The organism is Mesorhizobium sp. M0227 (genome assembly GCF_040321855.1).
Classification (GTDB): Bacteria; Pseudomonadota; Alphaproteobacteria; order Rhizobiales; family Rhizobiaceae; genus Mesorhizobium.
The window spans coordinates 599,206-623,073 of the sequence record NZ_JAMYSJ010000001.1 but is presented as its reverse complement, the minus strand read 5'-3'; the positions used below and the strand labels follow the sequence as shown (position 1 = coordinate 623,073).

General features: G+C 63.2%; 28 protein-coding genes. 12 read left to right on the top strand and 16 right to left on the bottom strand.

All coding sequences use genetic code 11. The annotated features are described in order from the left end of the window. Positions 1 to 921 carry a glycine--tRNA ligase subunit alpha gene (locus NKJ00_RS02785; protein ID WP_056581147.1) on the bottom strand — a complete coding sequence of 307 codons (921 nt, stop codon included), beginning with the start codon at positions 919 to 921 and terminating at the stop codon, positions 1 to 3. Between the two features lie 218 nt (positions 922 to 1,139). On the opposite strand from NKJ00_RS02785, the gene NKJ00_RS02780 reads away from it, so the two are divergent. After that, positions 1,140 to 1,601 carry a GNAT family N-acetyltransferase gene (locus tag NKJ00_RS02780; protein WP_023808656.1) on the top strand — a complete coding sequence of 154 codons (462 nt, stop codon included), beginning with the start codon at positions 1,140 to 1,142 and terminating at the stop codon, positions 1,599 to 1,601. A 78-nt stretch (positions 1,602 to 1,679) separates the two neighbouring features. On the opposite strand, the gene NKJ00_RS02775 is transcribed toward NKJ00_RS02780, so the two are convergent. From NKJ00_RS02775 to NKJ00_RS02755, 5 genes are all read right to left on the bottom strand, one after another. Further along, positions 1,680 to 3,455, bottom strand: coding sequence for a tetratricopeptide repeat protein (locus NKJ00_RS02775; protein WP_352609415.1), 1,776 nt, complete (start codon positions 3,453 to 3,455; stop codon positions 1,680 to 1,682). A 256-nt stretch (positions 3,456 to 3,711) separates the two neighbouring features. After that, the gene (locus NKJ00_RS02770; protein WP_352628606.1) at positions 3,712 to 4,155 is read right to left on the bottom strand and encodes a DUF1284 domain-containing protein; all 444 of its coding nucleotides are present in this window, start codon (positions 4,153 to 4,155) and stop codon (positions 3,712 to 3,714) included. After that, positions 4,152 to 4,745: a biotin transporter BioY gene (locus tag NKJ00_RS02765; protein ID WP_352609411.1), complete on the bottom strand. Its 594-nt coding sequence runs from the start codon at positions 4,743 to 4,745 to the stop codon at positions 4,152 to 4,154. The genes NKJ00_RS02770 and NKJ00_RS02765 overlap by 4 nt, the downstream gene beginning before the upstream one ends. A 107-nt stretch (positions 4,746 to 4,852) precedes the next feature. After that, positions 4,853 to 5,521 (bottom strand): GntR family transcriptional regulator, encoded by a 669-nt coding sequence (locus NKJ00_RS02760; protein ID WP_127272279.1) that lies wholly within the window; start codon positions 5,519 to 5,521, stop codon positions 4,853 to 4,855. Positions 5,522 to 5,596: 75 nt separating this feature from the next. After that, a complete protein-coding gene (locus NKJ00_RS02755) occupies positions 5,597 to 6,199 on the bottom strand; it encodes a TetR/AcrR family transcriptional regulator (protein WP_128302473.1) in 603 nt (200 codons plus the stop codon). A 100-nt stretch (positions 6,200 to 6,299) separates the two neighbouring features. Between NKJ00_RS02755 and NKJ00_RS02750 the strand changes: the two genes are divergently transcribed. Then, complete coding sequence (locus NKJ00_RS02750) at positions 6,300 to 7,736, top strand: MFS transporter (protein ID WP_352628603.1); 1,437 nt, start codon at positions 6,300 to 6,302, stop codon at positions 7,734 to 7,736. A gap of 21 nt (positions 7,737 to 7,757) precedes the next feature. Here NKJ00_RS02750 and NKJ00_RS02745 read toward each other — a convergent pair whose 3' ends face one another. Next, positions 7,758 to 8,774: a polyprenyl synthetase family protein gene (locus tag NKJ00_RS02745; RefSeq protein WP_352628601.1), complete on the bottom strand. Its 1,017-nt coding sequence runs from the start codon at positions 8,772 to 8,774 to the stop codon at positions 7,758 to 7,760. Between the two features lie 221 nt (positions 8,775 to 8,995). On the opposite strand from NKJ00_RS02745, the gene NKJ00_RS02740 reads away from it, so the two are divergent. The 7 genes from NKJ00_RS02740 to NKJ00_RS02710 all read left to right on the top strand — a co-directional run bounded on the left by NKJ00_RS02740 (position 8,996) and on the right by NKJ00_RS02710 (position 13,298). Next, positions 8,996 to 9,220 (top strand): putative signal transducing protein, encoded by a 225-nt coding sequence (locus tag NKJ00_RS02740; protein WP_127257011.1) that lies wholly within the window; start codon positions 8,996 to 8,998, stop codon positions 9,218 to 9,220. Continuing rightward, the gene (locus NKJ00_RS02735) at positions 9,220 to 10,020 is read left to right on the top strand and encodes a tRNA1(Val) (adenine(37)-N6)-methyltransferase (protein ID WP_352609407.1); all 801 of its coding nucleotides are present in this window, start codon (positions 9,220 to 9,222) and stop codon (positions 10,018 to 10,020) included. The genes NKJ00_RS02740 and NKJ00_RS02735 overlap by 1 nt, the downstream gene beginning before the upstream one ends. Positions 10,021 to 10,099: 79 nt before the next feature. Then, a complete protein-coding gene (locus NKJ00_RS02730) occupies positions 10,100 to 10,963 on the top strand; it encodes a S49 family peptidase (protein ID WP_023808666.1) in 864 nt (287 codons plus the stop codon). 128 nt (positions 10,964 to 11,091) lie between these two features. Continuing rightward, positions 11,092 to 11,277, top strand: coding sequence for a membrane protein (locus tag NKJ00_RS02725; RefSeq protein WP_023808667.1), 186 nt, complete (start codon positions 11,092 to 11,094; stop codon positions 11,275 to 11,277). A gap of 20 nt (positions 11,278 to 11,297) precedes the next feature. After that, positions 11,298 to 12,197 (top strand): 4-(cytidine 5'-diphospho)-2-C-methyl-D-erythritol kinase, encoded by a 900-nt coding sequence (locus tag NKJ00_RS02720; RefSeq protein ID WP_023808668.1) that lies wholly within the window; start codon positions 11,298 to 11,300, stop codon positions 12,195 to 12,197. Beyond that, the gene (moaB, locus tag NKJ00_RS02715; protein WP_023808669.1) at positions 12,184 to 12,738 is read left to right on the top strand and encodes a molybdenum cofactor biosynthesis protein B; all 555 of its coding nucleotides are present in this window, start codon (positions 12,184 to 12,186) and stop codon (positions 12,736 to 12,738) included. Before NKJ00_RS02720 ends, moaB begins: the two co-directional genes overlap by 14 nt. A gap of 137 nt (positions 12,739 to 12,875) precedes the next feature. After that, positions 12,876 to 13,298, top strand: a complete 423-nt coding sequence (locus tag NKJ00_RS02710) for a GFA family protein (protein WP_023808670.1) — start codon at positions 12,876 to 12,878, stop codon at positions 13,296 to 13,298. A 7-nt stretch (positions 13,299 to 13,305) separates the two neighbouring features. On the opposite strand, the gene NKJ00_RS02705 is transcribed toward NKJ00_RS02710, so the two are convergent. Next, complete coding sequence (locus NKJ00_RS02705; protein WP_023808671.1) at positions 13,306 to 14,280, bottom strand: hypothetical protein; 975 nt, start codon at positions 14,278 to 14,280, stop codon at positions 13,306 to 13,308. 143 nt (positions 14,281 to 14,423) lie between these two features. Further along, complete coding sequence (locus NKJ00_RS02700; RefSeq protein ID WP_023808672.1) at positions 14,424 to 14,948, bottom strand: glycosyltransferase; 525 nt, start codon at positions 14,946 to 14,948, stop codon at positions 14,424 to 14,426. A gap of 149 nt (positions 14,949 to 15,097) precedes the next feature. On the opposite strand from NKJ00_RS02700, the gene NKJ00_RS02695 reads away from it, so the two are divergent. Together NKJ00_RS02695 and rnhB are read left to right on the top strand one after the other, a co-directional pair. Further along, complete coding sequence (locus tag NKJ00_RS02695) at positions 15,098 to 16,252, top strand: PA0069 family radical SAM protein (RefSeq protein WP_352609466.1); 1,155 nt, start codon at positions 15,098 to 15,100, stop codon at positions 16,250 to 16,252. Positions 16,253 to 16,403: 151 nt separating this feature from the next. After that, entirely contained in the window at positions 16,404 to 17,099 is a 696-nt protein-coding gene (gene rnhB, locus NKJ00_RS02690; protein WP_127290952.1) for a ribonuclease HII, read from the top strand. A gap of 131 nt (positions 17,100 to 17,230) precedes the next feature. Here the strand turns inward: rnhB and NKJ00_RS02685 are convergent, their stop codons facing one another. The 7 genes from NKJ00_RS02685 to NKJ00_RS02655 all read right to left on the bottom strand — a co-directional run bounded on the left by NKJ00_RS02685 (position 17,231) and on the right by NKJ00_RS02655 (position 22,813). Next, positions 17,231 to 17,722 (bottom strand): F0F1 ATP synthase subunit B, encoded by a 492-nt coding sequence (locus NKJ00_RS02685; protein WP_023808675.1) that lies wholly within the window; start codon positions 17,720 to 17,722, stop codon positions 17,231 to 17,233. A 10-nt stretch (positions 17,723 to 17,732) separates the two neighbouring features. After that, on the bottom strand, positions 17,733 to 18,332 hold the full coding sequence (locus tag NKJ00_RS02680) for a F0F1 ATP synthase subunit B (protein WP_023808676.1): 600 nt from the start codon (positions 18,330 to 18,332) through the stop codon (positions 17,733 to 17,735). Positions 18,333 to 18,395: 63 nt separating this feature from the next. Next, positions 18,396 to 18,620, bottom strand: coding sequence for a F0F1 ATP synthase subunit C (locus NKJ00_RS02675; protein ID WP_006206606.1), 225 nt, complete (start codon positions 18,618 to 18,620; stop codon positions 18,396 to 18,398). Between the two features lie 85 nt (positions 18,621 to 18,705). After that, complete coding sequence (locus tag NKJ00_RS02670) at positions 18,706 to 19,464, bottom strand: F0F1 ATP synthase subunit A (protein ID WP_023808677.1); 759 nt, start codon at positions 19,462 to 19,464, stop codon at positions 18,706 to 18,708. A 59-nt stretch (positions 19,465 to 19,523) separates the two neighbouring features. Further along, positions 19,524 to 19,931 carry an AtpZ/AtpI family protein gene (locus NKJ00_RS02665; RefSeq protein ID WP_023808678.1) on the bottom strand — a complete coding sequence of 136 codons (408 nt, stop codon included), beginning with the start codon at positions 19,929 to 19,931 and terminating at the stop codon, positions 19,524 to 19,526. Positions 19,932 to 20,185: 254 nt separating this feature from the next. Beyond that, complete coding sequence (locus tag NKJ00_RS02660; RefSeq protein WP_352609405.1) at positions 20,186 to 21,370, bottom strand: cell wall hydrolase; 1,185 nt, start codon at positions 21,368 to 21,370, stop codon at positions 20,186 to 20,188. Between the two features lie 144 nt (positions 21,371 to 21,514). After that, complete coding sequence (locus NKJ00_RS02655; RefSeq protein ID WP_352609403.1) at positions 21,515 to 22,813, bottom strand: MFS transporter; 1,299 nt, start codon at positions 22,811 to 22,813, stop codon at positions 21,515 to 21,517. A gap of 119 nt (positions 22,814 to 22,932) precedes the next feature. Between NKJ00_RS02655 and NKJ00_RS02650 the strand changes: the two genes are divergently transcribed. Then, the gene (locus NKJ00_RS02650; protein ID WP_352440007.1) at positions 22,933 to 23,856 is read left to right on the top strand and encodes a LysR substrate-binding domain-containing protein; all 924 of its coding nucleotides are present in this window, start codon (positions 22,933 to 22,935) and stop codon (positions 23,854 to 23,856) included. Positions 23,857 to 23,868: the final 12 nt, after the last annotated feature.

Sequence of the window (23,868 nt, the reverse complement as noted above, 5' to 3'; positions counted from 1 at the left end):
TCAGGCCGCCAAGCCACCCGCCTGCGTCTTCAAAAATGCCTCACCGCAAGCCTTGGCCAGATTGCGCACCCGCAGGATATAGCTCTGCCGCTCGGTGACCGAAATCACGCCGCGTGCGTCGAGCAGGTTGAAGACATGGCTGGCCTTGATGCACTGGTCGTAGGCCGGGAAAACCATGCGGTGCATCGGCAGATTGTCGTTCGATGCCGGCGCGCCGGCGTCGAGCAGCGCCTTGCACTCGGCCTCGGCGTCCTCGAAGTGGCGCAGAAGCATCGCCGTGTTGGCGTATTCGAAATTGTGGCGCGAATATTCCTGCTCGGCCTGCAGGAAGACATCGCCATAGGTGACCTTGTCGGCGCCTTCGCGGCCGTTGAAATTGAGGTCGTAGACATTGTCGACGCCCTGCACATACATGGCCAGCCGCTCCAGCCCGTAAGTTAGTTCGCCGGCCACAGGCGCGCATTCGATGCCGCAGACCTGCTGGAAATAGGTGAACTGCGAGACTTCCATGCCGTCGCACCAGCATTCCCAGCCGAGACCCCAGGCGCCCAGCGTCGGGCTTTCCCAATCATCCTCGACGAAGCGGATGTCGTGCAGCAGCGGATCGACGCCGATCGCCGCCAGCGAGCCGAGATAGAGCTCCTGCAAATTGGGCGGGTTCGGCTTCAGGATCACCTGGTACTGGTAATAATGCTGCAGCCGGTTCGGGTTCTCGCCATAGCGGCCATCCTTGGGACGACGCGAGGGTTGGACATAGGCAGCGTTCCAGCGTTTTGGGCCGAGCGCGCGCAGCGTCGTTGCCGGATGAAACGTGCCGGCGCCGACTTCCATGTCGTAGGGCTGCAGGATGACGCAGCCATAGGCCGCCCAATAGTTGTGCAAGGTCAGGATCAGCCCCTGGAACGAGCGGCTGGGATGCATATGGGCGGGGATTTCAATTGTCACGGGTGGCCTCGACAGCACAGGCTAGCTTGCCGGCACGTCCTAGAGACCCAGCAGCAAAGCGTCAAGCAAAGCACGCCGATGCCGTCACCCCGACATTATGGACAATGTTGAAAGCTTTGCAGGGGCTGGCCCATTGCCCATCTCTCGGGCCTACGCTCTGTTTGCCTGTGCAGCAACGACAACAGGTTTCAGCCATGCCCAGCCCGATCGTCATCCGCCCTGTCGCGCGACAGGATTTCGAGCAATGGCTGCCGCTGTGGGATGGCTACAATGCATTTTATGGCCGCTCGGGCGAAACGGCCCTGCCGGGTGAGATTACCCAGATGACATGGTCTCGTTTCTTCGATGCCTATGAGCCGGTCCACGCGCTGGTGGCCGAAGGCGAGGGACAGCTTCTCGGCCTCGTGCACTATCTCTTCCATCGCAGCACCACGGCGATCGCACCGAATTGCTATCTGCAGGACCTTTTCACCACGCAGGCATCGCGTGGCAAAGGCATCGGACGGGCGCTGATCGAGGGCGTCTACGAGCGCGCCCAGGCGGCCGGCTCGGGCCGCGTGTACTGGCTGACGCATGAGACCAATCACACGGCGATGAAGCTTTACGACAAGGTCGCCGAACACTCCGGCTTCGTCGTCTATCGCAAGCTCTTCTGAGGCAGCCGGCCTAATACGGTTCAAACGAAAACGGGACTCCGAAAGAGCCCCGCTTGCGTTGAATTCAAATGGCTGACTTCATCCCTTCGGGGCGGGCACCGGCTCCGGCTTGACCTTCGGGGTCTCCTGCGCCGTGTTGGATTCGATCGGCGGCAGGCCCTTCATCAGCTTCTGCTGCAAGTTGGCCAGCACATCGGGATCCGGCTTCAGGTCGCGAGCCTGGTTCCACTGGAAGGTGGCTTCCAGCTTGCGGCCGACGCGCCAGTAGGCGTCGCCGAGGTGATCGTTGAGAACCGGATCTTCCGGCTTCAGCGACACGGCGCGTTCCATTTCGCGCACCGCGTCATCGAACCTGCCGAGGCGGAAATAGGCCCAACCCAGCGAATCGACGATGTAACCGTCGCTCGGCCTGAGGTCGACGGCCTTTTGAATCATCGCCAGGCCTTCCTTGAGGTTCATGTTCATGTCGACCCAGGAATAGCCGAGATAGTTCAGCACTTGCGGCTGGTCGGGGAACAGTTCCAGCGCCTTGCGGAAGTTCGGCTCGGCCTTGGGCCATTCCTTCAGGCGCTCATAAGCGATGCCGCGCTGGTAGAAGATGTTCCAGTTGGCCGCGGTCGGCGCCTTCAGCACCTCGACGGCCTTATCGTAGAGAGTGGCGGCCGAACGGAAATCGTCCTTCGAGGAATAGACGCCACCGAGCGCCAGATAGGCGCGCATGTCATTGGGATGGGCGTCGACCAAGGCTTTCAGATGGGTGATCGCTTCTTCGTGACGGTCGAGATCGGCAAGATTGAGGCCGAGTTGCAGGTCCGAAAGCTCCTTCAGCGGCGAAGCGGCGGGAATCCGGCGATAGAGCGCGATGGCACCTTCGCCGTCCTTCAATTGCTCGGACACGGCGGCGAGTTGCACAAGGGCAGCGTCGCTATCTGGCTTCAAAGCAAGCGCATATTGCAGATAGAGGCGGACGAAGGGCTCGCCGCCACCACGGTTGAGCGCGGTGGCGAGGTCGAGCAGGATTTCGGAGGCGCCATCGGATGGACCGGCAACCAGCGGCGCAATCTTGTCGCCTTTTGCAATTCGGTCGCGCAAGGCGACGATTTCCAGCTTGCCCGGCGAAAACGCCTCGGCCTGGTCGAGCACCGACAGGGCCTTGGTCTTGTCGCCCTTGCGAGCCAGGAACGAGGCGTAAGCCTGGGCGTTGCGCATCCAGGTTTCGGGAGCGGCACCACCGGCGGCGGTGTCCTGCATGGTCGCGGCATAGATCGCCTCGGCCTTTTCGGGCATGCCGGATGCATCAGCGATCAGGGCACGGTGGAACGACTTGAACAGGCCGAACCAATCCGGCCCCTGCAGCTTGTCGATGGACGCCATCGCATCGGCAGGCTCGCCGGCGCCTTGCTGCGCCCAGCCGGACATCACCCCGGAGATCAGCCGGTCGAGATCGGATTCCAGCGACAGCTTGAGCCAGTACTGCGCCTTGGTGAAATCCTTCTTGTGGAAGGAATCGACGGCGAGCGCCAACCGCGAGAAACGCTCGACGTCAGGCACTTCCTTGAGCTTGTCGGCATAGACCAGGGACTCGTCGAAGCGCCCTTGCGCGATCAGCGACAGCATCAGGCTCTGCTGCAGGCCGGTGTCGCTCGGGTCAAAGGCCAATGCTTGCTTGTAGTAGGCGATGGCGCTGTCGAGGTCGTTATCGCCTTCGGCGATCCGGGCTGCCAGATAGGCGCCCGAAAACGACGTGATCTTGACCGGTTCGCTGGTCTGCTTGGCATAGGCCGGCAAAGCCGAGATCGCCATGCCTGTCACAATTGCCAGCCTTGTCAGCCAGCGCGCACATCCTTGCCGCATCGTATCCCTTTCAGCCAGGCGCCATCTCCGCGTCAGCGGGATCGGCGTAGACTCGATCTTTCCAGGCAAAGCATGGCCTTTTTGGGGTCGCGCTTCAATCCGCCTCGAATTCACAATCCGGGCACCCGATTAACAAACCATGGCGACAGGGGGCAGTTTTCCGATTTGAATTTCGGCCATGGCCCTGCGCAGCGCCGAATATATCACAGCTTCGACCCTTGAGCTCGGCTTCGACCGCTAAGGCTCGGGGCCAATATCAGCCCTCGGCTGGCGACGCGGACCGCTGCACCAGCGCGTCGCTATATCCACCGGCCGCTATCGTGCTGCACAGTTCGTTCCATTCGCAGCCGCCGCAGGCCTTGCGTACAAGGCCAGCCGAAAACGCCTGCCGCATCCGGGCTAAGGTCCCCGTGTCGAGATCGAGGTGGGTGCCGACACGGATTGGCCGCGCCAGCAATTCCTCTACATCCAGCGCGGCGAGCCGGTCCCGCTCGACGACGCTCTCGTTGAAGCAGTGAGGTTCCGGCTCGTCGAGCAGTGGAGCGCAGACATCGTCGGGGCCGGAAACGAGGAGGATGTCCTCGCCCCGGCTCAGGCGCTCCGCGACGCGATCATAATTGGCGATGAAGGCGGGGCCGTATCCCTTGCCCACATAGGTGAGCAGGCAAAGAAGGTGATGGGCGCGCAGCCTGATCGTCACGGATTGGCCGGCTTCGCCTTGCCGCCGGGAAGGGCCATGAGGGTCGCGGCACCCAGCGCTGACTTGAGCAAGCCGCCGACGATGAACGGCAGGAAGCCGAAGGCAACGGCCTGTTCGGCTCCAATCATGATGGCAAGCCATGCTGTGCCAAGCACAAGGCAGGCAAGGTTGCCAAGCAGCATGGCGACGAAGGCAAGCATCACCCTTTTGCCGTTCCAGCCGCGTTCGGCCAGCCAGCCGACCAGCGCGCCGACAAGCGGGAAGGCGAAGAGATAGCCACCCGTCGGCCCGACGAAATACGACGCGCCCCCTACCCCTCCGGACAGAACCGGCAAGCCGATGGCCCCCTCGACCAGCCAGGCGACGATGGTCAGCGCGCCAAGCCGCCAGCCATAGAGGGCGCCGATCAGGGTCACCGCAAAGGTCTGCATGTTTACCGGGACCGGCACCATCGGCACCTCGATATAGGACGCCAGCGCCAGGAACAGCGTGCCAAGCACGACGGCTCCAACCTGCCAGGCAAGAGAACGATCCTGGAGCCGGAGCGGACTGAACGACGGCTTGCCGGGTGAGAATGCGACGTCTGTCATTGGGATTCCTTCGATCGATTGCAAATTATAGATAATTTCTGTTTTCGATCTATTATCGAATCCACACTTCCCTGGGGATTGCAAGCCCTGGCTTTGGCGGAGGCCGTCTAACCCACGATGGCAAAAGCTTCGCGCGTCGTCCCGGAGGCCGTCCTGACCGGCTTGCGGCCAATCCATTGGACGTGCCGCCCCAGTGTGACGGCCGCGGATTCGGTGTTTCCCTGCCGCAAGGCGGAGAGGATCGCGCGATGGTCCTGATCGGTGCGCGTCTCCCACTCCGAGCGCCATGCCGCGAACAGGAAACGTGCGCTTGCCGCATGCAGGTCGTCGATGGTCGCGAGCAGGCGCGGCATGCCGCATGGCGACAGGATCAAGCGGTGGAAGGCGCGGTTGGCCTCTTCCCACGACCTGACATCGCGGGACTTGTCGCCGGCCTTGGTCGCCTCTTCCGCGAGATCGAGAATGGCCGATGTCAGGTGCGGCGCGGCGTGGCGCAGCGCCAGCACTTCGAGTGCCGCCCGCATTTCGGCGACCTCCTTGACCTCGCCCAGATCGAAAGACGCGACACGCACGCCGCGGCGCGGCTCGCCGATGGCCAGTCCCTGCGCCTCTAGACGGCGGAAGGCCTCGCGCACCGGAACATGGCTGGTTTGGAATTCCTCGGCGATATGATCCTGCCGAAGCCTGGCCCCTGGCTCGATCGCACCGGAGATGATGCGGTCCGCCAGAACCTTGCTGATGCGCACCGCGATGGTGTCGTCTGTGCCCTTTGCCATGTTTATAGATAATTTGCGGCAGGGCAGCTTGTCGAGCCAATTGCAGTCGAAATCGCGAGGCGCCAGAAGCAAGACTCAAGGCTGTGAGACGAAACCGTCGAGCGCAGGCATCGCCACGGTGATAAGGTCATGCAGCCGCTTCTTCGGCACCCCGTCGCGCGCCTGCACAGAGAGGCCAAACAACAGTGTGGTGTAGTAGTCGCCAAGCGCTTCCGGATCAGTATTCGGCTTGAGGTCGCCGTCGCGAACACCCTTTTTCAAGCGCTCCACAATCAACGCATTGCGCGCCAGTCGGCGCTCGGCCAGCCAGTGCAGCACGTTATCGTTTTCCGTGGCGCAGTTGGTGGCGGCCGAGACGACCATGCAGCCTTTCGGCAAGTCCGGCCTTGTGTAGATATCGATCGCATCGCGCAGCAACCGCTCGACAAACCGCCTTGCGGTCGGCTCCTCGGCAAGCGCGCTGGTGGCGAAGCTTCCTTCGCTGGTTTCGTAGAGAACAACGGCTTCGCGAAACAGATCCTCCTTCGAGCCAAAGGCGGCATAGATGCGCGCCGAGGCTAGGCCAAGCATGGAGACGAGGTCGGCCATCGAGGTGCCCTCGTAGCCGCGCATCCAGAAGGCATCGCGCGCTTTCTGCAGAGCCTGGGCTCTGTCGAACTCCCTTGGCCGTCCCGCCATTGCAGCCTCCATTTCTTTATCGATCCACAAATAATCCGCTTGACTCCGGATTGCAAATTCAATTCTTTGTCGATCGATAAAGAATCAAAAGGAGATTGGCATGAGTTCATTCGATCAAGGGCTGCCGTTCGGCGCCATGGCGACACAGGGAGAGGTTGGCGCGAAGCTCGGCGCTACGCTGGCATTGCTCGCCTTCGCCCAGCTTATCATCGCTCTCGACATCAACATCGTCTTCGTGGCGCTGCCCGAAATCGGGGCTGGACTGGGCTTTTCCGGCCAGACCTTGCAATGGGTGGTGAGCGCCTACACCGTGTTTACCGGCGGTTTTCTGCTGTTCGGCGGCCGAGCCGCCGACCTTATCGGTCAGCGCCGCATTTTCATCTTCGCTCTCTGGCTCTATGCGCTTTCGTCGCTGGTCGGCGGCCTCGCCTGGTCGCCGGAAATCATCATCGCTGCCCGCGCTGTACAAGGCATCGGCGGCGCTTTCCTGTTCCCGGCGACGCTCTCGCTGATCAACCGCCTGTTTGCCGAAGGACCGGAACGCAACAGGGCGCTGGCGGTGTGGGGCGGTGCCGGCGCGAGCGGCCTCACCCTTGGCTCACTGGCCGGTGGATTCCTGACAGGCGCCTTCGGCTGGTCGTCGGTCTTCTACGTCAATGTGCTGCTGGCAGGCATCGCCATCATCGCCGCTTTTGCCATCATTCCACGCGACCCCAAGCGGCGCGAGCACCGCAACTTCGATCTCCCGGGCGCGCTGACCGTCACCGCAGGCGCCACATTGCTGGTCTTCACGCTGGTCCAGGGACCTGAATATGGCTGGGGTTCGCCAGCGATCATCGCCAGCGCCGCGCTGGCAGCGATCTTCATCATCGCCTTCGCGCTGATTGAGGCGAAGAGCGCTGACCCGCTGATGCCGCTGCGGCTGTTCCGCAATCGCAGCCTCGTCGCCGGCATGACGATCACCTTCCTGTTCATGGGAACGTTCGGGGCCCTGCCCTATTTCCTCACCGTCCTGTTGCAGACCGTGCATGGCTTCACCGCGCTGGAAACCGGCCTCGCCTTCCTGGTGCCGTCGATCGCCATCGCCGCCGGCACGCAGCTCGGTGAACGCCTGGCAACGCGCTTTTCAACCCGCTCGACCCTGGTCGGCGGCATGGTCATAGGGGCGGCCGGCACGGCGCTGATGGTCCTTGGAGCATCAGCCAACAGCTTCTATCTGGCTCTCGTTCCAGGGCTGATCATCTCCGGTGTCGGACAGGGCATCGTCTGGACCGCCATGTGGATCGCGGCCGCGTCGGGCGTGGCTCACGACGAACAGGGCGTCGCCTCGGGGATGGCCTGCACAACGCTCAACATCGGCAACGCGATCGGCATGGCGACGTTGATCGCGATCGCCAACAGCAATGTCGGCGGATTGAGCGGCGATGCACTGAAGGCCGCGATAGCCGACGGCATACAGATCGCCTTCTGGCTGGCGGCGGCGGGCATCGTTGTCAGCCTGCTTGCCGCAATCGCTTTGCCGGGAAAGGCGAAGTAGCCGGCAACCGGGTGACGCCGCTCAGTTCACCCGGCTGATGCAGAAATCGATGACGTCGATCAGCGCCGATTTCTGCGGCGTCGCTTCCAGCGGCGCCAGCGCGTCGCGGGCGATCTCGCCGAAATGGCGGGCGCGTCCGATCGTGTCGGCAATGGCGCCATGGCGAGTCATCAGGCCGATCGCCTTTTCCAGACCGGCGTCATCGGTGACATTGTCCTCGATGGCACGCTTCCAGAAAGTGCGCTCGGCCTTCGTGCCCCGCCGATAGGCGAGAATGACCGGCAAGGTCACCTTGCCTTCGCGGAAATCGTCGCCGACATTCTTGCCGAGATCCTTGCTGGTGCCGCCATAGTCCAGCGCGTCATCGATCAGCTGGAAGGCAAGGCCGAGATTCATGCCGTAGGAGCGCAGCGCCGCACGATCGTTGCGGGTCGCCTGGGCAATGACGGGGCCGACCTCGGCAGCAGCCGAAAACAGTGCGGCGGTCTTGGCCTTGATGACGGCGAAATGCTCGTCCTCGGTGGTTTCGAGGTTCTTGGCGGCGGCAAGCTGCATAACCTCGCCCTCGGCGATGATGGAGGCAGCACTCGACAGGATATCGAGCGCTTCGAGCGAGCCGACATCGACCATCATGCGGAAAGCCTGGCCGAGCAGGAAGTCGCCGACCAGCACGCTTGCCTGGTTGCCCCAGATCATGCGGGCGGTCTTCTTGCCGCGCCGCATGCCGCTCTCGTCGACGACATCGTCGTGGAGAAGCGTCGCCGTGTGCATGAATTCGACGGAGGTGGCGAGCTTGACGTGGCCCTCGCCGGCATAGCCGAACATCTGCGCGGCGGCCAGCGTCAGCATCGGCCGCAGCCGTTTGCCGCCGGACGAGATCAAATGGTTGGCGACCTCCGGGATCATCTCGACGTCGGAGCCGGCCTTGGACAGGATCAATTCATTGACGCGCCCCATATCCGCCACTGTCAGATCGATCAGATCCTTGATGGAGGCGGGCTCCCGCTTCCCTTTTTCGATGTTGAGAACGACACCCACAACAATCACTCCCGTCTTGGTATAGAGCGTGCGACGGCACCCTTAGTCCCTGCATGGACTCTAGGGCGGCGGACATGGCCACGGCAAGTGGCGAATTGGCGCGGCGTCGATGACGGAATGTCAACGACCCGAGAGGGAACGGGGACCCGAGAGGGAACGGGGCTCTGCCTCGGAATCCCCTCCCCGTTTACATCAATAGCGCAAACTGCGAGTTTCATACGATGATAGAACTTGTCCGCACCAACGATGCCGTGATCATCTCCTTTGTTGAATCGCTGATGCGCGACGCCGGCATCGCCTGCTTTGTCGCCGATCAGAATATGAGCATTCTAGAAGGGTCGATCGGCCTTTTGCAGAAACGCGTCATGGTCGATGCCGACCAGGCCGACGCGGCACGGCGCATCCTGACGGATGCCGGCATCGCCAACGAAATCCGCGGAAAATAATGTCCGCCGCGCCCGCCGCCCTTGTCCCGGACACGCCGGCCCATACGGTCGACGCTTTCCATCGCGGCCGATTCTGGCTCGTGCAGCCCAAACATGGCGGTCATCGCGCCGGCATGGATGCGATGATGCTGGCGGCCTCCGTGCCATCGACCTTTAGCGGGCGCCTGGCCGATTTCGGCGCCGGAGCCGGAGCTGCCGGACTGGCGGTGCTGTCACGCTGCCCGGCGGCAGAGGCGGTGCTTGTCGAACGCGCGCCGGAAATGGCGGCCTTCGCGGCGGCGACGCTTGCCCATCCCGGCAATGCCCATCTCAGCGATCGCGCATCCGTGCTGGGCGCCGATGTCACCGTATCGGGCCGGGCGCGGGCAGCCGCCGGCCTCGCCGACAACGACTTCGACTTCGTCATCATGAACCCGCCGTTCAATGCTCCCCGGGACCGCGCCACATCGGATCGCCTGCGAAAGGAAGCCCATGTCATGGAGGACGGGCTGTTCGAGAGCTGGATCAGAAGTGCGGCGGCGGTGGTGAGGCCGCGCGGCGGGTTCGCCGTAATCGCCCGGCCCGAACAGCTCGGAGCCATTCTCGATGCGATCGCCGGCCGCTTCGGCGATGCCGAGATGCTCGCCGTCCACCCTCGTCCCGATGCGGCGGCGATCCGCATCGTCGTGCGGGCAGCGCTCGGGACACGGGGAAAGCTTGCCATCCGCCCGCCCCTGATGCTGCACGCGCAATCAGGCAACGGCCCCGACGAGCGCAGCGAAATGATCACCAACGGCCTCGCCTCGCTGTTCGGAGATTGAGCTATTCTGCCCGGCCACATTGCCGTTGGCCGGGAAATCCCTACATGCCTGCAACCTATCGACCGGAGACCGCGCCCTCGTGAAACGACTCATCAACCGCCTGTTGCCGAAATCCTGGCGCTCCACCGTCGTCACCATTCCGGTCATCCGGCTGCACGGCACCATCATGGCAGGCGGTGGCCAGTTTCGGCCGAGCCTGTCGCTGGCTTCCACCGCCGGCCTCATCGAGAAGGCGTTTTCCTACGACGCGCCGGCGGTCGCCATCTCGATCAATTCGCCGGGCGGCTCGCCGGTGCAGTCTAGGCTGATCTTCAAGCGCATCCGTGACCTGGCCACGGAAAAGAACAAAAAGGTACTGGTCTTCGTCGAGGATGTCGCGGCGTCGGGCGGCTACATGATCGCGGTCGCCGGTGACGAGATCTTTGCCGATCCGTCCTCCATCGTCGGGTCGATCGGCGTCGTCTCGGCTTCGTTTGGCTTCCCGGAACTGATGAAGAAGATCGGCATCGAGCGACGTGTCCACACCGCTGGCCAGAACAAGGCGGTGCTCGATCCGTTCAAGCCCGAGAAAAAGGAAGATGTCGAGCGGCTGAAGGCGCTGCAGCTCGAGGTGCACGCAACCTTCATCGACCTCGTCAAGGAGCGGCGCGGCACGAAACTGAAGGACGATCCGGACCTGTTCACCGGCCTGTTCTGGACCGGCATCAAGGGCCTCGAACTCGGGCTGGTCGATGCGCTCGGCGACATGCGCACTGTGCTCAAGACCCGTTTCGGGGCGAAAACCCAACTCAGGCTGATCACGACACCGCGCGGTTTCCTTAGCCGCTTCGGCCTGTTCGGCTCAAGCAAGGGCTTTTCAGCGCCCGATATCGCAGCCGCTGCCGCCAGCGGCGTGATCGATGCGGCGGAAGAGCGCGCATTGTGGTCTCGCTTCGGGCTTTGAAAACCCGGCAAAACCGTCTAGCATGAGAGCTTGAGTTTCATGCATGTCGTGTTCCCAAAAGCGGGTCGACATGCATCAACCGACCCGACCGGCCGCCTTCGCCGGCCCAGCGTGGGAGGAGTTTTGGCATGCCGCAGATCATTTTCTTCGCCGTCGTTGGCGTTGCCGCCTATTTCGGCTACCGCACCTTCATTAGGGAAGCCGAGCGCGTGACCGCCAAGGTGCGGCGCACAGAAAAGCAAACGGCCAACGGCGCGATCGGCACTTTGGTCAAGGATCCGAAGACCGGCGAATACCGGCTGGCCAAGGACTGAGCATCATCCCGCAGACGATTGTGGACACCGACATCGGGTCGCGTAGCTGGCACGCACACGCCAAAATCAATCTTGCGCTGCATGTCACCGGCAGGCGCCCTGACGGCTATCATCTGATCGAGAGCCTGGCGGTGTTCACACGGTTTGGCGACAGGGTCGAAATCGCGCCCGCCGACGGCGATGAGTTTACCGTATCCGGCCGTTACGCCCCGGCCGTTCCTCTCGACGCCAGCAATCTGGTGCTCAAGGCGCGCGATGCCCTGCGGCAGACAGCCGGGCACGAGAGAACACCGCCGGTCGCTATTCGGCTGGAAAAGAACCTGCCGGTTGCCTCCGGCGTCGGCGGCGGTTCGAGCGACGCGGCGACCGTGCTGCGCGGACTGGTGGAGACATGGGCGCTGGACATCGATGGCAGCGAGCTGGCGCGGATCGGCCTTTCGCTTGGCGCCGATGTGCCGATGTGCCTGGCGGCAAAGCCGCTGGTGGCGCGTGGCATCGGCGATGAACTGTCGATGGTGCCGGATTTTTCGGCGCTTGGCCTGGTGTTGGTCAATCCAGGCACCCCGGTGTCGACGGCGGATGTCTTTGCAGCGCTTTCCCGGCGCGACAATGAGGCCTTGCCGCCGCTGCCGCGCAGCATCGATTTTCACAGCCTGCGCAACTGGCTGGAGATCACCCGCAACGATCTCGAGCCCGCGGCGCTGGAGGTGCAACCCGCAATCGGCAGGGCGCTTTCCTGGCTGAACAAGGCCGGATCGGGGTTCTCGCGGATGTCGGGATCCGGCGCGACATGTTTCGGCCTGTTCGAAACCGGCAATGTCGCCAAGCGCGCCGCCGCCGAAATCCGCGGCCGCCAGCCCGACTGGTTCGTTGCCGCGACGCGCAGCATCGCATCGGAGGGCGCAGATGGCCAGAATTGACGAGAGCCGCTCCTTCATTCCCGTGCGCATCGCGGTGCTGACCGTTTCGGATACGCGCAGCCTCGCCGACGACAAATCCGGCCAGACGCTGGCCGACCGCATCACCGAGGCCGGCCATCTGCTGGCGGCCCGCAATATCGTCACCGACGACCGCGAGAAAATCCGCGACACGGTTCTGGCGTGGTCACAGGACAAGAATATCGATGTCGTCATCACCACCGGCGGCACCGGCTTCACAGGCCGTGACGTGACGCCGGACGCGCTGGAGCCGATCTTCGAAAAGCGCATGGATGGCTTTTCGGAAGTGTTCCACCGGATTTCCTACGACAAGATCGGCACCTCGACGATCCAGAGTCGGGCGACCGGCGGCGTCGTCAACGCCACCTTCGTCTTCGTGCTGCCGGGTTCGCCAGGCGCCTGCAAGGACGCGTGGGACGGCATCCTGAAAGCGCAGCTCGACTACCGGCACATGCCGTGCAACTTCGTCGAGATCATGCCGCGCCTGGACGAGCATTTACGGCGCGGCAAATCGGCTTTGTAAAAGCCAGGCAAAGCGTCGGTTCCACGCCGCTTTTGCAGGCAGAACAGCACCGGTGCCTTCGAAACACCATTCCAAACCGAACCTCGGAAAAGTACCTTGCCTGAAGGCGATCATCGCCATCACGACAAGGCAGAACCATGACCACGCATACCGGCGGATGCCATTGCGGCAACATACGCCTTGCATTTTCAACCGAACTCGACCCATCGCAAATCGAAGTTCGCGCCTGCCAATGCTCGTTCTGTGTCAGACATGGTTCGCGCGCCATTGCCGATCCGGACGGCAGACTGACCATCTCGGTCAAGGATGAGGCGCGATTGCGAAAATATCAGTTCGGGCTGAGGACGGCCGACTATTTGATCTGCCGGGATTGCGGCGTCTATGTCGCCGCAATCGCCGGAGAGGATGACGCAAGGGCGATCGTCATCATCAACGCCCTGGACGACCGAGAGCGGTTCAATCAGGAGCCGGCTCGTGTCGACTTCGATGCCGAAAGCCGGGCACAGCGCCAAGCCAGGCGCCGCGCTCACTGGACGCCTGTCGAGATGAGCTTCGGATAGGCAGCTCTCAGCGGATGACCGGCTCGCCATGAAACCGTCGGCGCGACGGCGGCGATACGCCGAAGCCGACTTCCATCATCAGTCGCGGCGTGCGTGCCGGCACGGTGCCCATATGAAAGCCAAAGGGGTCCTCGACGAAGCCGAGACCGGCCTCGCCGGTCAGCGTCACCGGGCTCTGCTCGCCATAGACATCCAGAACCTGTTGCGCGGGATGGCCGACCAGAAGGGTAAGCTGATGCTTTAGGCTGCGGCGCTTGTGGCTGCCCCTGACATAGACATGCGGACCGGTGTCGGCGTCGACCGGCTTGAGGTAGAAGAAGAATTTCAGCATGCGCCAGTCGTCGAGGTCAAAATGATACTTGCCGAGCGAGGCGAGGTTCTTGTCGGCATCCGAAGCGGCACCTGTGGGAAAACTCCACCAGACCCGCGTCGTGATCAGTTTCGCCTGGCCGCCGAGATAGTGCGCGGCAATATCCAGAAGCAGCGGATCGCGCTGGATGGCAAGCGCCGCCGGGCAGTCGAGGATGCGCTCGAAAAAATGCCCGCTAAGCAGCGAGCGGCCAAGGCGTTTCTCGGCCTCGGCATGTTCCCCCGGCATGAATTCGAGACGGCGGTCGAAATTGCCGAAGCAAGGCGTGCGCCCGGCGAAGTCGGCGATCTCTTCATGGATATCAGGCGGCAGGACCAGGCCTGAGAACAGCCCGTCGGAGCGCAACGCATCGACGACCGCTCCCCGTTCGACACCGGCAAACATCGTATCCCCGGCATTGGCGACCGGGCGGGCGCGCTTTGCGCCGAGCCAATGCATGCGGCGTCCGGGCATGGTGCGCGCCAACACGAACATCGGCAGCCAGGCAGGGTTCTCACGCAGGTCCGTCAGATAGGTTGGAATACGCACGGCGATGCGCCGCAGCAGGCTGCCGTTGCGCGCAATGGCCTCGAGACTGGCCGCGCCGGATGTGTCGGGGGTTGAAAGCTTCATTGGGTCCTCGGCTATGAGAGCACCACCGATGCCGCATCGGTGCTCGCCTCTCGGCATGACCCAAACCCAATTCCCGCTTGAACGGAAGCTAACCCCGCGTCAAACTTTGTGCAATGCACAATGACCTGAGCAACTGCAAAAAATCACGTCGAGGGGCGGCGCTCCTGCTTGGCCGGCGCCATCCAGATTTCGGCGTCGAGCCGCTTCGTCGCGAGGCCGCGGGCGATGGCCTCGGCACTGCCGGCACTCTTGGCCGCGGCCGCCGCCTGACGCTTGCTGATCAGCAAGCCGTCGGCCAAGGCGCGGTTTCCCGAAAAGACCCGGGCCAGGAATGGCGTGCGACTGGCTCGCGTGCGCGAAAACCGTGCCGCCATGGTCTGCCTGGCCGTATGGGCGACAACTTCATCGATCCAGCCCTCCACCAGCCGCGCGCCCGGCTCCAGGAGCAGCAACCAATCCCCCTTGGCCTGGCGGATGCCGGCAGCGACACCGCCCGTCACGTACTGACAGCCGGCATGCTCGGCCACATGATGCGTCTGGTCGGTAGAGCCTGTGTCGCAGACGATGACTTCACGCACCACGCCTTCGACCGCGCCGCCAATCAACGAGGCGAGCGTGCGGGCGAGGCCCTCCTCGTCGTTGCGGGTTTCGATGAGAACACTGAGCATCCTTAGCCGAATAGCGGAAAGCGCCCGACAGCGCCAGTTTTGCATCGCACCATAGAAAGTTCTTGCTTTGTTCTTATCAACGAAATAGGAATAATTTCATGAGCAGAGCGATTCGACACAACATGGACAGTCCCTGGGAGCGGGCGAAAATGGAACAGATCGTGCGCGCCGACATTGCAGCTTTCGGAGCAGGAAGAGCCGAGATGGCCAACGCGATGGTCGAGCAGAGCGGCATGCGTGTCCGCCCGGACCGCAACCGCGGCAGGTCAGCGGGTATCAATCCGTCCGGCCGGTTCGAGCCGATCAGCCGGCACGTGTTCGACGATGGCTGGAATTCGCTGGAGGAACTGCCGCCCTTCAAGACCGAAGTGCAGGTCGAGAAGCCGCGCACAATCATCACCCGCAACGAATCGCCCGACATTTCCTTCGACCGTTCCATCAACCCCTATCGCGGCTGCGAGCATGGCTGCGTCTATTGCTTTGCCCGCCCGACGCACGCGTTCATGGGCCTGTCGCCGGGTCTGGATTTCGAATCGAAGTTGTTCGCCAAGCCTGATGCGGCGCGCTTGCTTGACAAGGAGCTTTCGAAAGACAGCTACCAGCCGCGCACCATCGCCATCGGCACCAACACCGACCCCTACCAGCCGATCGAGAAGCAATACCGGATCATGCGCGAAATTCTCGAAGTGCTGGAAGCGCGCGGCCATCCAGTCGGCATCGTGACAAAGTCCGCTCTGGTGACGCGCGATATCGATATCCTGTCACGCATGGCCGAACGCGGGCTCGCCAAGGTGGCGCTGTCGGTGACGACGCTCGACCGTATGCTGGCGCGCACCATGGAGCCGCGCGCGTCGACACCGACCAAGCGGCTGGAAGCGATCCGGCAGCTTTCGGATGCCGGCATTCCGGCGTCGGTCATGGTGGCTCCTATCATTCCGGGCCTGACCGATCCGGAGATGGAACGCATCCTCGATTCCGCACGTGCGGCCGGCGCGCGCGAAGCGGGCTACGTGATCCTGCGCCTGCCGCTGGAGGTCAGCCCGATCTTCAAGGATTGGCTGCTGCGCCATTATCCCGACCGCTACCGCCATGTGATGTCGCTGGTCCGCTCGATGCGCGACGGCAAGGACTACGATTCGGAATGGGGCAAGCGCATGAAGGGCGCCGGTCCCTACGCCTGGCAGATCGGCCGGCGCTTCGAGATCACAGCCAAGCGGCTCGGCCTCAATGCCGAACGGCGCACGCTGCGGACCGACCAGTTCGTTGCCGCCGGGAAAGACCAGGTGCAGCTGACGCTGCTTTGAGAGACAATTCGTCGCGGTGGTTTGATCCGTCGCGGCACCAGAATCCCGTCCGGCCTGCCCCGGCCTGCAGACGGTGCCCTCCCGGTCCGGCGCCCCACCCGACCCGGAGGGACTTGCGGAGAATCAGAGCCGATGCGAACCTCGCCGCAACATGGCTCGCGCGCGTTCTGATTCTCCGCCTCTCTTTGAGATCATCGAGAAGCCTGACTTCTCCTTCGAGACGAAGGCGATGGCGGAGGGCCTGTGGCCGGTCGCCGGGATGGACGAGGCCGGCCGTGGCCCCCTGGCCGGGCCGGTGGTCGCCGCGGCCGTGGTGCTTGATCCCGCCAACATTCCGGACGGCCTCGACGATTCCAAACGCCTCAGCCATTTGCAGCGTGAGGCCTTGTTCCTGCGAATTCTTGGCTCCGCGCAGGCGGTCTCGATGGCCTCAATCAGTGCCGAGGGCATCGACGGCAGCAACATCCTCAAGGCAAGCCTGGAAGCCATGCGGCGCGCCCTTGTCGGACTGTCGGTCCGACCGAAACTAGCCCTCGCTGATGGACGCGACGTGCCGCCGGGGCTGCCTTGTGAAGGGCGCGCGCTGATCAAGGGCGACCAGCGTTCGCAATCGATCGCTGCCGCCTCGATCGTCGCCAAGGTGATGCGTGACCGCATGATGTGCGGCTGCGGCAATCATCACGACCGCTACGGGTTCGAAGTCCACATGGGCTACGCCACGGTTCGCCATCGCACCGCGATCGAAGCGCATGGCCCGGTGGCGCGGCTGCATCGCGTGTCGTTTTCGCCGTTCAGGCTGGGTGGCGCTGAAGTGGTCGAAGAAGAGAGCTTTGCTGGGCTGGATTGAGCAACGGCAGCAGCGACAAGTCAATCTCCCCCTTGTGGGGAGATTGACCGCTTCAGCGTCTCACGCACTCTCCAAGCAAAAAAGCCGCCAGGTTGCCCGGGCGGCTTTAATTGTATGAGGGCTGTGAGGGCTCAGTTCAGCTTCGACTTCACGTCCGCAAGCGAAGCCTTGAACAGATCGGCACCGGCCTTGGCGTCGATCTTGCCGGCAAGCAGCGCGCGCGCTGCCTCGACGGCGATATCGACGGCGCTGGCGCGGACTTCGCTGATGGCGTCACGCTCGGCCTGGCCGATCTTCTGTTCGGCAAGCGCGGTGCGCCTGACAACATAGTCCTCGGTTTTCTTGTGCGCCTCGGCGGCAAGCATATCGGCTTCGCGCTTGGCGGCGGCGACGATGTCGGCGGCCTCCTGCTCGGCTTCCTTGCGCTTGCGCTGATACTGGCCAAGCAGTTGCTGGGCCTCCTCGCGCAGTCGGCGTGCTTCGTCCAGTTCATTGCTGATCCTGGCGGCGCGGGCGTCGAGCGCCTTGGCGATCAGGCGAGGCACCTTGATGTAGACGGCAATGCCCAGGAAGATGACCAGGGCAACCGTGGCCCAGAGCGTCGCGAGAGATGTGTAATCCATGATGCGCTCCTCACCGGGCCACGGATTTGACCGCGGCCGCGATCTCGGCCTTGCTGGCCTTGCCGCCAGCCAGGGCTTCGACGATCGCCGAAGCGGTATCCTCGGCGATGCTGCCGACTTCCTTCATGGCATTGGCCTTGATGGAAGAAATGCGGGCTTCGGCTTCGCCAAGCTTGGCGTCGAGCGCGGCCTCGACCTTCTTGCGCGCGGTGTCGGCCTCGGCCTTGGCCGCGTCGTTGGCCTGCTGGCCGATCGCGTTGGCCTTGGTCTTGGCTTCCGCCAGTTCCTGCTCGTAGGCAGCAACGGCGGCGTCGGCCTCGCCCTTCAACTTGGCCGCCTGATCAAGGTCCTGCGTGATGCGATCGTTGCGGACATCGATGATGCCGCCGACGCGCGGCATCACCACCCGCTTCAGGAAGAGATAGAACAGCCCGAAGGTGATCGCCAGCCACAGAAGCTGCGACGGGAACGTCGCCGGATCGAATGGCGGAAACGTGCCATGCGCTTCAGCAGGCACGCTGGTGCCGGAATGCGTTTCGCCTTCCGTCGCAGCGTGGCTGGTATCGGCTGATGGCGCGGACTCTTGCGCAAAGGCAGATGTCACGAACATGGACTATCCCCGAAATTCAGGCCCGCCGCTTGCGCGGCCGGCCTGTCCAATCTTCCCGAGTGCTCAGCCGAACAGGGCCAGAAGCGCGATGAGAAGCGAGAAGATGCCCAGAGCTTCGGTCACGGCGAAGCCGAAGATCAGGCGGCCGAACTGGCCATCGGCAGCCGACGGGTTGCGCAGAGCGCCCGCCAGGTAGCTGCCGAAGATGTTGCCGAGGCCAATGCCCGCGCCACCCATGCCCAGGCAAGCGATGCCGGCGCCGATGTACTTTGCTGCTTCTGCGTCCATTTGTTCAACTCCTTTGGATCTAAAATTCCGTTGCGATTCCATCCGGCGCCAATGTTGGAAATTCCTGGGCCGGAAACTTTTGGACCTAATGCCCGGGGTGCAGGGCGTCGTTGAGATACATGCAGGTCAACACGGCAAAGACGTAGGCCTGCAGGAAGGCGACCAGCAGTTCCAGTGCCGTCAGCGCCACCGCCATCGCCAGAGGCAGGATAGAGCCGGCGACGCCGACCGCGCCGAGCGCGCTCAGGCTGACCACGAAGCCGGAGAACACCTTCAGCGTGATGTGGCCGGCGAGCATGTTGGCGAACAGACGAACCGAGAGGCTGACCGGGCGCGACACGAAGGAGATCACTTCGATCAGCACCACCAGTGGCAGCAGGAAGACCGGCACGCCATGCGGCACGAACAGTTTCAGGAAGCCAAAACCATGCTTCATGAAGCCGTAGACGACCACGGTTGCGATCACCAGCACAGCAAGGCCGAAGGTGACGATGATGTGGCTGGTGACGGTGAAGAAATACGGGAACAGGCCAAGCAGATTGGCGACGAGCACGAACATGAACAGCGAGAACACGAGAGGGAAGAACTTCATGCCTTGCGTGCCGGCGGCATCGCGCAACATGTTGCCGACGAACTCGTAGGCCATCTCGGAGACCGACTGAAGCCGCCCGGGAACCAGGCTGCGGCTCGACGTCGTGAGAAACAGGAATCCAGCCGCGACGATCACGGTTGCGACCATGAACAGCGCCGAATTGGTGAAAGACAGGTCATAGCCGCCGATGTCGATCGGAATCAGCTTGTTGATATGGAACTGGTGGATCGGATCGACCTTGTCAGCTGCCACGTTCAAACCCCGTCAATGCCGCGTACGGCCTCGTTACCATTACCGCACATGAAGCGCGGTCATTTCTTGTCGTCTTGGTCACGGCGCGATTTATCGCCCTGTCCAAATTCTGCCACAACGCCGGCGGAACGCATCACATTGAGCACTCCGGCGCCAAAACCAAGCAGCAGAAACACGATCAGACCCCATGGCGATGTCCCCGCCAGACGGTCGATGATCCAGCCGATGCCGGCACCCACCACCACCCCGGCGATAAACTCGCTGGAGAGTTTGAGCGCCTGACCATAACCGGCCACACTGCCCGCTTTCGCGTCGTCTTTCCCCTCGAGCCGGCCCGGCCGCCTTGTCGCAAGCGAAGCTTCAAGGTCACGGCGGCGGCGCTCAAGATCGTCGTCGCGGATATCGGGTTCATGCTGATTGCCGCGGCCGGTTTTTCCGGTTCCGTCTGGCCCATTCTTGTCGGCCATCGCAACCCCCCTGCCCGGTCAGACCGTCACCGTCCGTCCGCTTCTAAAGTCGCCGGCAACATAGTTAGAGGGTTTGCGCCCGTCAAGCCACGGGCGGAAGTTCATTGCCATGTATTTTAGGCAATAAAATCAATCAATTAGAAAGGTGCGACATCGTGCCCGCCATGATGACGAGGATGCATGGCGCGAATCCCCTGCGCAATGGCTCTTCGATAGGCTGCGCGCCACATCAAAGATCAGCGGCTGCTCTGCACTCAGCTCCAGCCGCCGCCATAGGTCCGATAGAAGATATGCAGGCCGATCTTGGTCATCTTCTGCATCGTGCGCGCCCAGCCGGGATGGACATATTGGGCATAGTAGTGGGTCGACGATCCGACCTCCGGGATGAAGATCTTGCCGGCAGTGACGGCCATGGCGATCTCCTGGGCGGTCTTGTAGGCGGCTGGGCTATCGATGCGCTTCTTCCTGCCGTCGCAGGCGAAGGAGAACTGGCAGCGGTTGAACCAGCTGTCGTTCTGGTAGACGACGCCGCAGATCGAATTCGGATAGGTCGGATTGCGGACGCGGTTGAGGATGACCTGGGCGACGGCGGCCTGGCCGCGCACGGATTCGCTCCTCGCCTCGAAATAGATGCCGTTGGCAAGGCATGCCTGCTCCTTCTGGGAGAAGACGCTCGCCGGCAGCGGGTTCTGGATCCACGAATGATCGCCCTTGGCCATCGGCGGAATGAAGCGGCCCTCATTGGGCTGCTCGTCCTGAAGCAGGGCTTCGAAGGGCGATGCCTTGGCATAATCAGGCTCGGACTGCGCGTAGGCGGTGGCCAGCACGTCTGGATGGTCGTTGTTGACCAGCGCTGCCAGCATGGCCGGCACGCCGGGATCCGGCTTCTTGTCCTCGCGCGCATGGAATGCCGCGGCGATCTGGATTTCCTTGCCTTTGATCTGCGGCTTGGCGAAAGCCATTTTCAGGCCGCTGTCCATGCTGGGCCGCAGCAAGGAGGAGGTGCGCTCGAAGATCGAGCCGGCGTTGAAGTTCTTCGGCGGTGCGACGGGAGACATCTGGACGATGCGCCCTTTCTTCTCGGCGCGCACGACGCGGTCCTCATCGGGCGTGCCGCTGACCTTGCCGCCCTTGCCGCGAAACGACACGTTGCCGACACCGGCCAGGTGGACACCCGATCCGGAGATGGAGCCGGTGACATCGGAATCGACAAAGGGCATCTCGGCCGCATGGGTGGAGCCGGCGACGGATTTCTCGACATAGGAATTCCAGCGCGTGCTCGATGCTTCGAGGCCGGAAACCAGGCTCGTCATGTCCTGATAGGCGGCGACCGTCGGAAAGCCGATCCAGATGCCGAAACCGATGACGAGCGGAGCCAGAAAGCCACGTTTTCTCTCACCGGCGGCGGCAACCAGCCGCTTCAACACACGTCGATGCACGGAACACTCTCCAGGAACGCGACTGACCCCACTGGAGAGCAAAATGATGCATTAACCTTGATGGGACGTTAACGGCTTCGATCGGGTTTTCCCGGCCGACCCGAGGTCGTGGTTGCGAAGTCAGGCGATTTTGCGGCCGGCTATTCAGGCCGGACGCAGGAAGATCGGCCGGGCGATCAGCGCGCAGATGGCGGCCGCCAGCCAGACGCCGGACCAGGACCAGAGGTGCAAGAGCCCCGGAATGGCCACCGGCACCAGGAAGAAGCCGACAAAAACAAAGGTGTTGGCAAGGCTGAGCGCGGTCCCGACATGGCTGGCGCCGGCAAGGGTGGCAAGCTCGGTGTATGCGACGCCGTGCCAGGCGGAGACGGAGATGCCTGCGACAATAAGCACGACTGGAAGGACCGCCAAGCAGATGAGCTGGCCGCCCGGAACGGTTGGGCCGAACAGGACCAGCAGCCAAAGCATGGCGAAGGCAAGGGCGCTGAACGCGCTGCACAAGCGAAGAAATTGGCGGCGGTTGCCGTGACGGTCGGTGAAGCGGCCGCTCCAGATGCGCATGACCATGGCGCCGATCTGAACGGCGGCGAGGCTCGCGCTGATCGCCGCCGTTCCCAATCCAACGAAATCGTGCAGGAACACGGAGGCGAAGGTGAGCACGGCCACCTGCGGAAAGCAGAGCAGGCCGATGGCGGTCGCGATACGCCAAACATCGCGATTGCGCAGCGGCGCCGGTCCGGCCACAGAAGCCGCAGCGAGATGATCCTTGCCCGCCGTCGGCGGCTCGTGCAGCCAGCGCCAGGCGAACAGGGCAGACAGAGCGGATGCACCCGCCAGGACCCCGAACACCGCGCCAAAGCCGAAAGCCAGAGCAAGCGAGGGCAGTATGAGGGCGCCAAGGCCGCCGCCGAGCGGCACCGCCGTCTGCCTGATGCTCATTGCAAAGCCGCGCTCGTTTTCCCGGAACCAGCCCATGATGGCGCGGCCGCTCGAACCGTTGACGCTGCCGCCGAGCAGTCCGGTGATGAGCAGGCTCGCGGCGAGCAGCGTGACGCCGGGAGTACCGGCCTTTGTCGGCACAACCAGCATCGCCATGACCAGGAGCCACACCGCCGTCGCGCCGAGCCCGATCAGGAGCACGCGGCGATCGCCCCAGCGATCGGTGAGCAGGCCCCAGGGCAGTTCGCTGAGCGCGACCCCCAGCCCGAGAAGGCCGAGCGCCAGGCCGAGCTCGGCATTGCCCAGGTGATAGCCCTGGCGAAGAACGACCGCCGTCGCCGGGATGCCGGAGAACGTAGCCGAGAAGGCGGCATTGGCGGCGACGCCGATGCCCAGAACCTTCCAGCGATGGCCGGGCTTGAATACCCTTTCGGCGGAACCGGCTGCCGTATCTTCCAGGAGTTCTGACGGCTGCCGGTCGGCGCAATTGACAATGGCGGACATGACTTCATTTCCCGTGCTGGCCAGTGGTCCCGCCTTGACGATCTGTCCCTACCGCCATAATTTCATCCTGAAAATCAGGAAGTTTTTGACATACAATCCTGAAAATCGGGACTTCACACATGCGACGCGTAACTTTCGACCTCGACGTCCTGCGCAGTTTCGTCACCGGTATGGAACTGGGTAGCTTTGCCAAGGCCGCTGACCGGCTTGGCCGGTCGACGTCGGCGGTCAGCGCGCAATTGAAGAAACTGGAAGAACAGGCAGCGACGCCGATCTTCCGCAAATCAGGACGCGGCCTCGCTTTGACCGAGGCCGGCGAGACTATGCTCGGCTATGCGCGCCGGCTGATCGAATTGAATGACGAGGCGGCATCCGCCATCCATGATGTCGAGTTGGAAGGCTGGGTACGGCTCGGCTTGCAGGAAGATTTCGGCGAGGCGGTGCTGCCGGACGTGCTCGGCCGATTTGCCCGGGCGCACCCCAAGGTCAAGATCGAAGCCAGGATCGCACGCAGCCACGACCTTGCCGAAAGGGTCATGTCAGGCAGTCTCGACATCGCGCTCGCCTGGCACTGCGGCGAAACGCTGCCCTACAGCCAGCATGTCGCCGATGTGCCGATGCGTTGGATCGGGCCGGCAAAGCGCATCGAGACCAGCCTGCGCCACGGTGAGCCACTGCCGCTGGTGGCGCTCGAGGCGCCATGCCTTTTGCGTACGGTTGCAACTGAAACGCTCGACCGTGCCGGCCTGTCGTGGCGGATGGCCTTTTCCAGCCCAAGCCTTGGCGGCATCTGGGCCGCGGTTGCTGCGGGGCTGGGGCTGACGATCCGCACCGACATCGGCCTGCCGGCCAGCGTCAGCGCAATGACGCCGGAGATCGCCGGATTGCCCGCCCTGCCCAAGATGGCGTTGTTCCTGCATCGCAAGGACGCCGAGGCGGAGCCGGTGGCGGCCCGCCTCGGCGATATCCTGCTGGACGCCGCACGGCAAGCGCTGCCCGAAAATGCGCGGGTCAGCGACAACGGCCTGCGCAACGTGGCGTGATCATGAAGCGCC

Coding starts and splice junctions, on each gene's coding strand:
- NKJ00_RS02785 (WP_056581147.1), bottom strand. CDS start 921: ATGCATCCCAGCCGCTCGTTCCAGGGGCTGATCCTGACCTTGCACAAC.
- NKJ00_RS02780 (WP_023808656.1), top strand. CDS start 1,140: ATGCCCAGCCCGATCGTCATCCGCCCTGTCGCGCGACAGGATTTCGAG.
- NKJ00_RS02775 (WP_352609415.1), bottom strand. CDS start 3,455: ATGCGGCAAGGATGTGCGCGCTGGCTGACAAGGCTGGCAATTGTGACA.
- NKJ00_RS02765 (WP_352609411.1), bottom strand. CDS start 4,745: ATGACAGACGTCGCATTCTCACCCGGCAAGCCGTCGTTCAGTCCGCTC.
- NKJ00_RS02760 (WP_127272279.1), bottom strand. CDS start 5,521: ATGGCAAAGGGCACAGACGACACCATCGCGGTGCGCATCAGCAAGGTT.
- NKJ00_RS02755 (WP_128302473.1), bottom strand. CDS start 6,199: ATGGCGGGACGGCCAAGGGAGTTCGACAGAGCCCAGGCTCTGCAGAAA.
- NKJ00_RS02750 (WP_352628603.1), top strand. CDS start 6,300: ATGAGTTCATTCGATCAAGGGCTGCCGTTCGGCGCCATGGCGACACAG.
- NKJ00_RS02740 (WP_127257011.1), top strand. CDS start 8,996: ATGATAGAACTTGTCCGCACCAACGATGCCGTGATCATCTCCTTTGTT.
- NKJ00_RS02735 (WP_352609407.1), top strand. CDS start 9,220: ATGTCCGCCGCGCCCGCCGCCCTTGTCCCGGACACGCCGGCCCATACG.
- NKJ00_RS02725 (WP_023808667.1), top strand. CDS start 11,092: ATGCCGCAGATCATTTTCTTCGCCGTCGTTGGCGTTGCCGCCTATTTC.
- moaB (WP_023808669.1), top strand. CDS start 12,184: ATGGCCAGAATTGACGAGAGCCGCTCCTTCATTCCCGTGCGCATCGCG.
- NKJ00_RS02710 (WP_023808670.1), top strand. CDS start 12,876: ATGACCACGCATACCGGCGGATGCCATTGCGGCAACATACGCCTTGCA.
- NKJ00_RS02705 (WP_023808671.1), bottom strand. CDS start 14,280: ATGAAGCTTTCAACCCCCGACACATCCGGCGCGGCCAGTCTCGAGGCC.
- NKJ00_RS02700 (WP_023808672.1), bottom strand. CDS start 14,948: ATGCTCAGTGTTCTCATCGAAACCCGCAACGACGAGGAGGGCCTCGCC.
- NKJ00_RS02695 (WP_352609466.1), top strand. CDS start 15,098: ATGGAACAGATCGTGCGCGCCGACATTGCAGCTTTCGGAGCAGGAAGA.
- rnhB (WP_127290952.1), top strand. CDS start 16,404: ATGGCTCGCGCGCGTTCTGATTCTCCGCCTCTCTTTGAGATCATCGAG.
- NKJ00_RS02685 (WP_023808675.1), bottom strand. CDS start 17,722: ATGGATTACACATCTCTCGCGACGCTCTGGGCCACGGTTGCCCTGGTC.
- NKJ00_RS02680 (WP_023808676.1), bottom strand. CDS start 18,332: ATGTTCGTGACATCTGCCTTTGCGCAAGAGTCCGCGCCATCAGCCGAT.
- NKJ00_RS02675 (WP_006206606.1), bottom strand. CDS start 18,620: ATGGACGCAGAAGCAGCAAAGTACATCGGCGCCGGCATCGCTTGCCTG.
- NKJ00_RS02665 (WP_023808678.1), bottom strand. CDS start 19,931: ATGGCCGACAAGAATGGGCCAGACGGAACCGGAAAAACCGGCCGCGGC.
- NKJ00_RS02655 (WP_352609403.1), bottom strand. CDS start 22,813: ATGTCCGCCATTGTCAATTGCGCCGACCGGCAGCCGTCAGAACTCCTG.
- NKJ00_RS02650 (WP_352440007.1), top strand. CDS start 22,933: ATGCGACGCGTAACTTTCGACCTCGACGTCCTGCGCAGTTTCGTCACC.